The sequence below is a fragment of the Micromonospora sp. NPDC051296 genome (genome assembly GCF_040682255.1).
In the GTDB taxonomy this organism is placed as follows: Bacteria; Actinomycetota; Actinomycetes; order Mycobacteriales; family Micromonosporaceae; genus Micromonospora; species Micromonospora craterilacus.
In genome coordinates this window covers 1-7187 of sequence record NZ_JBFBAO010000358.1, presented here as the reverse complement: position 1 = coordinate 7187, position 7187 = coordinate 1, and the positions used below count along the sequence as shown (strand labels likewise).

Here is a 7187-nt window from a genome sequence, read left to right as displayed (position 1 = left end):
GACGGCCAGCAGGCCGGCACGGCCAAGGTGCCGGACGGCGGCATCATCGGCTGCGCCACCCGCGAGCTGCGATTCGGTGCCGACCAGAACGGCGGCCAGCGGCTAACCGGTGAGGTGGACCGGATCGCCATCCTGCCCGAGGCGCTCCCGGCCAGCCAGGTCCGCACCTGGCAGGCGCGCGCCTTCGGCTGACCCTTTGGCGGCGGACTCCTGACCCGAGGGTTTCGGCAGGGCAGGAGGTCCCGGTGCGGCCGTGCCGCCCGGCCCGCCGGTTCGGGACCTCAGCCGCTGGTCCGGCCGCCGCGCCGAGGCTGCACTGGAAGAGAGGGCGAAAGGAGTGAGGACGATGACATACCTGATCGTCGTGGGCGTCGACGGCTCGGATGGCGGTCGGCGTGCCCTGCGGTGGGCGGTGCAGGAGGCGACCGAGCGTGGCGGCACCGTACAGGCGGTCGTCGCCTGGCGGTGGGACGGCCTGGACGGCGGCTACATGGTCGCACCCAACCCGATCGAGGAAGAGGAACGGGCCACCGACCTGGTCGCCCGGGAGATTGCCGCGGTCACCCGGGACGGATCCTCGGCGCCGGTCGCCGTCGAGGTTGTCGAGGGCCGGCCGGCCGACGTGCTGTCCGCCGCCGCCCGTGGAGCCGACCTGCTGGTGCTCGGCAGTCACGGCCATGGCCGGCTACGGCACACCGTGCTCGGCTCGGTCAGCGAGGAGTGCGTACGCAAGGCCACCTGCCCGGTGGTGGTGATCCCGGTGCCGGCCCCGGCCCCCACCGGCACCACCGCGCCGGCACTGTCCGGCTGACCGACGACCGGCACCACCTGTGCGGCACGGGCACCGCGACGGTGCCCGTGCCGCCGGGCGGGCGTCTTGCCGACGTCTGTCATGCTTGCGCTGGTGACGACCGGCCACCCCCGATCCCACCGCCGCAACCGCAAGCGCACCCTCCGCCTCGTGCTCATCGTCGGCGTGGTGGGGGCGCTCGCCGCCGTTGCCGCCTACGTGGTGCCGCTGCTGCTGCCGCCGGGGCCGCGCCCGCTGTTCCAGCTTCCCGTCGCCTGCGGTGAGACCTGGCAGTTGGGCACCTACCCCGGTCACGGCGACCACGACGTGGATCTCTTTCCCCTCGACGGAGACCCGTGGGGGCAGCCGGTGCTCGCCTCGTACGAGGGCACGGTCACCGTGGCCGGGATCAACGGCTCGCTGGGTGGTCGTACCCCGGACAACCCGGACGGCCCACGGGGTCGCGGCGGCGGTTACTGGGTGAAGATCGATCATGGCGGCCGGTGGGAGACGCAGTACCTGCACCTGCTCGAACCGCCACTGGTGGCGGTCGGGCAGCGGGTCGCCCAGGGCGAACAGATCGGGCGGATCGGCAGCACCGGCAACTCCGGCGCGCCGCACCTGCACTACGAGCAGCGCCGGGGCTGGCAGAAGGTGGAGACCTGGTTCGACGGGTCGCCGTCGGGCATCACCCACGACGACGCCGAGTACACCATGCGGCTGACCAGCAACAACTGCGCTCCCGCGCAGTCGTAGCCGGCGTCGGGCGAACCGCCTCCGGGCTGCTCCGGTGGCTCCTAGGATCGGCACATGGCCCAACCCGACGAGGGGGACGTGTCGGGCCGGCACGGCGACCCGATACCGGCGACGGTGCCCGACGGCGCGGAGACGCACACCCGGGTGATCGTCGACCGGATCACGCTGGCCTCCGGGCGGGCGTTCGACGACGTGCTGGCCGACGTCTACACCGGCATCTCGCGGCCCGACCTGGCAGCCGAGATGCACGAGTGGGCGGCGGCGCCGTCGTACGCCGACTACACGAGAAAGGTGCGCGAGGCCAGTGGCCCGGCCGGCCTGATGCGGTTCCTGCACCTCGACCTGGACACCGCCCTGCGCGAGGATCCGGACATCACGCCGTACCGGCTGGTCCGGATCATCGCCGGCAACCCGGTCACGATGAGCCGGATGACGCGCCACGTGCCCGACGCGGGCGCGTACGCCCCGGTCACCATCCTGCTCTGGCAGGACGCCGACACCGTGCGGATCGCGTACGACACCGTGGCGAGCCTGATCACCCCGTACGGCGACCCGCGCGCGTTGGCGGTGGCCCGCGAACTGGACGCCGAGGTGCTGGACCTGCTCCGCCGCGCCGCCGCGGGCCCAGCCCCAGCCTGACACCGACCGCCCGGCTGGCGGTGCGGAGCGCGGGATGTCGTACCCCTTTGCTGGGATGTCGGGCGTGGGTGTGTTGTATGACTACTTCCGGGCGGCGGACGACGCCGCCGCGGTGAAACTGATGGCGGATCTCGACGGCGGCCCGGTCGCCACGGCAGACGGGCGACCCGGGGTCGACGCGATCGACCTCAAAGGCATCGACCCTGGGGTGACGCTGGGCCAACTGGTCTCTCTCGCGCGTGGGGTGACCTGGCAGGCCGGTCTGGTCGGGGAGCAGCTGCTGTGGAGCGGTGACCCGGATGGGCCCTGGTTGACCTTCCTCGACGACGCCACAAGGGACACCCTGGCCTCGATCACCGCCGCCCAACTGCCCGAGCTGTCGGCCCGGTGGGGGCAGACCGAGGAACTCGCCTGGGACGGCCCGCTCCCCGCCGACCAGATGCTGCCGGTGATCGAGGCGGTCGCCGCCCTCGCCCGGCGGGCCCGCGACGCCGGCGAGCACCTCTACTGCTGGTGCTGCGTGTAGCTCCGGGGTCAGCGGCCGGGGGTCCGTGTCCTGCCGGCAGGGCGGTTTGCGGTTAGCGTGGGGCGAGGAGGGGAGGCGGCGGCCCCGCAGAGCGGGCAATTTGCCACAGTTTGTGTTGACATTCGTCGGCCAGGGGGGCCAGACTCGCCAAAATCTTTCATCTGCCGGGGAAGAATCCAGGGGGAGGACCATGTCCAGCACCAGATTCCGGTTGGCCGGCTCCACATTCGCCCTGATGCTCGTCGCGGTCGCCGGATGCACCACCGGTGAGGGCGTCGACGTCGACGGGGCTGACGGGGCAGGCGCGGGCGGCGTTCTCCACGCCGCCATCGGCGGTGAACCCGACCAGCTCGACCCGCACAAGACCTCGGCCTACTACAGCTTCCAGGTGCTGGAGAACGTCTACGACACCCTCGTCGAGCCGGACGCGAACCTGGCGATGAAGCCCTCCCTGGCCACCGAGTGGACCACCAGCGACGACCAGCTGACCTGGACGTTCACCCTCCGCGAGGGTGTCAAGTTCTCCGACGGGTCGCCGCTGACCTCGGCGGACGTGGTCTACTCCTACACCCGGATCATCGACGGGAAGCTGAACACCGCGTACAAGTTCGCCACCGTCAAGTCGGTGACCGCGCCCGATCCGGCCACCGTGGTCATCACCCTCACCGCGCCCACCCCGAACCTGCTGGCCAACCTCGGCGGATTCAAGGGCGTGGCGATCGTCCAGAAGTCCAACGTGGAATCCGGCGAGGTGACCACCAAGCCGGTCGGCAGCGGCCCGTTCGCCATCGGCAGCTACAACTCCGGCGACAACATCCGGCTGGTCCGCAACGACAACTACTGGGGCGACAAGCCCAAGCTCGACGGGGTGACCTTCACCTTCGTCAAGGATCCCACGGTGGCCCTGCAGAACCTGCGCGGCGGCGAGGTGCAGTGGACCGACAACCTGCCACCCCAGCAGGTCCCCGCGCTGCTCGACGGCGACGACCTCGACGTACGTACCGTGCCGTCCAGCGACTACTGGTACCTCGCCCTCAATCAGGCCCGCAAGCCGTACGACGACGTCAACGTGCGCCGGGCCGTCGCCTTCGCGCTCGACCGGGAGGCGATCACCAAGGCCGCCAAGTTCGGGCTGGCCACCGTCAACCAGACGGCCATCCCGCAGAACAGCGCCTTCTACTACGAGTACGCGCCGTACCGGCACGACCCGAACCAGGCGCGGCAGCTGCTCGACCAGGCCGGCGTCAGCGATCTGACCATGGACCTGATGGTCACCAGCGAGTACCCGGAGACCGTCACCGCCGCCCAGGTCATCGCGTCGCAGCTGGAGGCCATCGGCGTCAACGTCAAGATCCGTACGCTGGACTTCGCGCAGTGGCTCGACGAGCAGGGCAAGGGCAACTTCGACTCGTTCATGCTCGGCTGGCTGGGCAACGTCGACCCCGACGAGTTCTACTACGCCCAGCACCACAGCGGCGGCACGTTCAACTTCCACAAGTACCGCAACCCCGCCGTGGACCAGCTACTCGACCGGGCTCGGACGGAGACCGACCAGGCCGCCCGCAAGCAGCAGTACGAGCAGGTGGCCAAGCAGATCGTGGACGACGCCAGCTACATCTACCTGTACAACCCGGACGTGGCGCAGGGCTGGTCAAAGCAGGTCTCCGGCTATGAGGTACGCACCGACCGGGCGATCCGGTTCCGCGACGTGGCCCTCGCCCGGTGAGTCGGCAGGGGACCGCAGGTGGCCCGCTTCGTCATTCGCCGGCTGCTGCAGTCCGGCGTCGTACTGCTCGGCGTGACCCTCGTCGTGTTCCTGCTGCTCCAGCTGGTGCCGGGTGACCCCGTCCGGGTGGCCCTCGGCACCCGCTTCGACCCGCAGACGTACGAGGCGCTGCGGGCCCGGGCCGGGCTGGACCAGCCCCTCGTCGTGCAGTACTTCAACTATCTCGGTCGGGCACTGACCGGCGACCTGGGCGTCAGCTTCCGCAGTGGACGGCCGGTCACCTCGATCGTGCTGGAGCGGCTGCCCGCGACGCTGTCCCTGGCGGTCACCGCCGTCGTGTTCGCGATGCTGATCGCGTTCCCGCTGGGCGTCCTGTCGGCCATCCGCAGCGGCTCGTTCATCGACCACGCGGCGCGGGTGTTCAGCCAGTTCGGCGTCTCGGTGCCCGACTTCTGGATGGGCATCATGGGCATCCTGCTCTTCGCCGGGGTGCTCGGCTGGCTGCCACCGTCGGGCTATGTGGCTCTCACCGAGGATCCGGCCAGGTGGGCCTCGCACGTCGCCCTGCCGGCGGCGACGGTCGGCCTGGTCACCGCCTCGATCCTCACCCGGTTCATCCGGTCCTCGATGTTGGAGGTGCTGTCGGAGGACTACGTCCGCACCGCCGAGGCGAAGGGGCTGCGGACCCGGGTGGTGGTGCTGCGGCACGTGCTGCGTAACGCGCTCATCCCGGTGGTCACCGTCGTGGCGGTGCAGTTGGCCAGCCTGCTCGGCGGCGTGATCGTGATCGAGGTGCTGTTCGCCTGGCCCGGCATCGGCCGGCTCACCTACGACGCGGTGCAGGCCCGGGACTATCCCGTGCTCCAGGGTGCCGTCCTGCTGGTCGCCGCGTCGTTCCTCCTGATCAACCTCCTGGTGGACATCCTCTACGCCCGCCTCGACCCGCGGATCACGGTCCGATGAGCGCGCGCGGAGGAAGCGGTGGGGACGGTCAGCTGCGCCGGGCCCTGTCGGCGTTGTGCCACGACCCGCTGGCCCTGACCGGCAGTGCGGTCCTCGCGCTGCTGGTCGTGGTGGGGGTGGCCGGGTCCTGGCTGGCACCCTCGGGCGTCAACGACGTGGACGTCGACCGGATGCTCGAGCCGCCCAACTGGTCGCATCCCTTCGGCACCGACGAACTCGGCCGCGACGTGCTCAGCCGGGTCATGGTCGCGGCCCGGGTCTCGCTTCAGGTCGGCCTGGTCAGCGTCGGGATCGCCCTGGTCGTGGGGGTGACCCTCGGACTGTTCGCCGGCTACTACCGGGGCTGGCTCGACAACGTGCTCATGCGTTGCATGGACGTGCTGTTCGCGTTCCCGGTCCTGCTGCTCGCGGTGGCCATCGTGGCGGTGCTCGGGCCGGGGCTGGTCACCGCGATGATCGCGATCGGGGTGGTCTACACCCCGATCTTCGCCCGGGTCACCCGGGCCGGCGTGCTCTCCGTCCGGGAGCAGGTCTTCGTCCGGGCGGCCGTCTCGATCGGCGCGTCCGACCTGCGCATCATGCGCCGGCACGTGCTGCCCAACATCGCGGCGCCGCTGATCGTGCAGACGTCACTGTCGCTGGCCTTCGCCATCCTGTCCGAGGCGGCGCTGTCCTTCCTCGGCCTCGGGGTGCAACCGCCGGCGCCCGCGTGGGGCCGGATGCTGTACGACGGGCGCGGGTTCGTCACCGACGCGTGGTGGCTGGGCGTGTTCCCCGGCGCCGCGATCTTCCTCACCGTCCTCGCGTTCAACCTGGTCGGCGACGCGCTGCGCGACGTGCTCGACCCCCGCCAGCTCACCGTCAGCGAAGCGAGGAGGAGCACCGCATGAGCGAGCGTCAGCGAGCGAATCGTCAGCTCGGTGCGGTGGTGCCTCGTGGCGGCGCGGAGCGAAGCGGAGTGCCGTCATGAGCGAGCGTCAGCGAGTGAATCATCAGCTCGGTGCGGTGGTGCCTCATGGCGGCACGGAGCGAAGCGGAGTGCCGTCATGAGCGACCGGCCGGTCCTGGCCGTTGAGGACCTCACCGTCACCATCGGCACCCGCCGAGGTCCGGCCCGGGCGGTCGCGGGCGTGGACTGGTCGGTCCGGGCGGGGGAGACCCTCGCGCTGGTCGGCGAGTCGGGCAGCGGCAAGAGCATGAGCGTGCTCGCCGCGACCGGCCTCGCGCCCCGGTCGGCCCGGGTGGCCGGGCGCGTCCACCTGCTCGGCACGGAACTCACCGGGCTGCCGGCGGAACGCCGCCGACGGATGCGCGGGCGGCACGTGGGTTTCGTCTTCCAGGACCCGATGACCTCGCTCAACCCGGTGCTGACCGTGGGCCGGCAGGTCATCGAGGCCGGCGAGGAACACCTCGGGCTGACCCGGCGGGCCGCCCGGGCCCGCGCCGTCGAACTGCTCGACCTGGTCGGCATCCCGTCCGCCGCCGAGCGGGTGGACGCGTACCCGCACCAGTTCTCCGGCGGCATGCGCCAGCGGGTGGTGATCGCCATGGCGCTGGCCTGCGAGCCGGACCTGCTCATCGCCGACGAGCCGACGACCGCCCTCGACGTCACCACCCAGGCCCAGATCGTCGAGCTGGTCGCCGACCTGCAGCGGCGGCTGGGCACCGCGGTCGTCTGGATCACCCACGATCTCGGCGTCGTCGCCGGCATCGCGGACACGGTGGCGGTCATGTACGCCGGCCGCATCCTCGAACAGGGTCCGGTCGACGCCGTCTTCGCCAACCCG

Annotated in this window: 9 protein-coding genes; all 9 read left to right on the top strand. The window is 71.1% G+C overall.

The features are described 5' to 3' along the window. Nucleotides 1-192, top strand: a 192-nt coding sequence (locus AB0M52_RS27795) for a hypothetical protein (RefSeq protein WP_363959628.1), incomplete at its 5' end; no start/stop codon positions are given. Nucleotides 193-346: 154 nt separating this feature from the next. Continuing rightward, a complete protein-coding gene (locus AB0M52_RS27790) occupies nt 347-811 on the top strand; it encodes a universal stress protein (protein WP_363959625.1) in 465 nt (154 codons plus the stop codon). Between the two features lie 81 nt (nt 812-892). Next, nucleotides 893-1546: a M23 family metallopeptidase gene (locus AB0M52_RS27785; RefSeq protein ID WP_363959622.1), complete on the top strand. Its 654-nt coding sequence runs from the start codon at nt 893-895 to the stop codon at nt 1544-1546. Between the two features lie 54 nt (nt 1547-1600). Beyond that, nucleotides 1601-2185, top strand: a complete 585-nt coding sequence (locus AB0M52_RS27780; protein ID WP_363959620.1) for a DUF302 domain-containing protein — start codon at nt 1601-1603, stop codon at nt 2183-2185. Nucleotides 2186-2249: 64 nt separating this feature from the next. Next, nucleotides 2250-2711 (top strand): hypothetical protein, encoded by a 462-nt coding sequence (locus tag AB0M52_RS27775; RefSeq protein WP_363959617.1) that lies wholly within the window; start codon nt 2250-2252, stop codon nt 2709-2711. Between the two features lie 190 nt (nt 2712-2901). Beyond that, nucleotides 2902-4437 (top strand): ABC transporter substrate-binding protein, encoded by a 1536-nt coding sequence (locus AB0M52_RS27770; protein ID WP_363959614.1) that lies wholly within the window; start codon nt 2902-2904, stop codon nt 4435-4437. Between the two features lie 18 nt (nt 4438-4455). Next, a complete protein-coding gene (locus tag AB0M52_RS27765) occupies nt 4456-5400 on the top strand; it encodes an ABC transporter permease (RefSeq protein ID WP_363959611.1) in 945 nt (314 codons plus the stop codon). Further along, nucleotides 5397-6290: an ABC transporter permease gene (locus AB0M52_RS27760; protein WP_363959608.1), complete on the top strand. Its 894-nt coding sequence runs from the start codon at nt 5397-5399 to the stop codon at nt 6288-6290. Before AB0M52_RS27765 ends, AB0M52_RS27760 begins: the two co-directional genes overlap by 4 nt. A 156-nt stretch (nt 6291-6446) precedes the next feature. Then, nucleotides 6447-7187, top strand: a 741-nt coding sequence (locus AB0M52_RS27755) for an ABC transporter ATP-binding protein (RefSeq protein ID WP_363959605.1), incomplete at its 3' end; no start/stop codon positions are given.